Origin of the sequence: Sporosarcina sp. OR05 (assembly GCF_041414805.1) — a bacterium.
Lineage (GTDB): Bacteria > Bacillota > Bacilli > Bacillales_A > Planococcaceae > Sporosarcina > Sporosarcina saromensis.
This window is the reverse complement of record NZ_JANKJL010000037.1, coordinates 1-933: the sequence shown is the minus strand read 5'-3', so window position 1 is coordinate 933 and position 933 is coordinate 1. Positions and strand designations below refer to the sequence as shown.

The 933-nt window shown below is 34.9% G+C and carries 1 protein-coding gene; it reads left to right on the top strand.

Annotated elements, in window-relative coordinates; all coding sequences use genetic code 11:
• On the top strand, nt 1-503 hold a 503-nt coding region (locus tag NRI27_RS17975; RefSeq protein ID WP_371391905.1), incomplete at its 5' end, for a hypothetical protein.
• Between the last annotated feature and the right edge of the window lie 430 nt (nt 504-933).

Sequence of the window (933 nt, the reverse complement as noted above, 5' to 3'; positions counted from 1 at the left end):
AAGATGCCCTTATGCGATTATTTGGCGTCGCAGATAAAAAAACTTATAAAAATAATACAGGGCGCTTTAAAAAGACTGTTTTAGATGTTGCTATTACTGAAATAAATACATATACGGAGCTTGAAGTGTGGTACACCGAAGAGAAATCAGGACGCGCTATTGTAGGATTTGATTTACATTGGACAACTGGTAAAAATACCGCAGGGGCAACTAAAGGTCAAATAAGAGAATTAATAGCAACAGTGGATGTAATTCATAGAGATATGTTTACTTACATCAATCTCAAAAATGATGAAAATAGGAAAAAAGCAATTGATATAGTTAGAGAAACAGAAGAAATAAAGATCATTACAGAAGATCCTATTTGTATTACGAGGGAATATGCTGATATTCTCATCAAGAAAGCCGTTTGGAATTTACAGGAGTTAGAAAGATTACTAAAAACAGAACACAATCCAAAGCCGTTTTACAATTGGTTGGAAGAACGAGAAGATGCAAATTAAGTGACGGTTCCTCTCCGCTCCCCTCATGAATATGAAAAAGAAAGGCAGTGGAATCTATGGCTATTTTTAGAAGCTTACAAAATGGATTAAGTCTCTTTTAGATAAACCTCACCCAAATCAATTCGATCACTACCATGCCCAAGATAGTTTTGAATCTTATCCATTGCTAGAGAAACTTCCCGATGATACGTGCCAAGAGGGCACTAAAAAATAACTAGCTGATTTATAGAACCAAATATGTACGCTTTAAAGCCTTTTTTGTACTTTTTCAAGCCAAATATGTACGGTTAAAAGTTGAGCATGGAACAAGGGAAAATAAAACTGATTCAAAAGGGAATTAAAATGAAAGTCGACAAATCCCTGGCGTTACGCGGACACCCTTTAACGTCGAACACTTTGAGGAATTTTTATGTCTACGAAAATAAAAAAT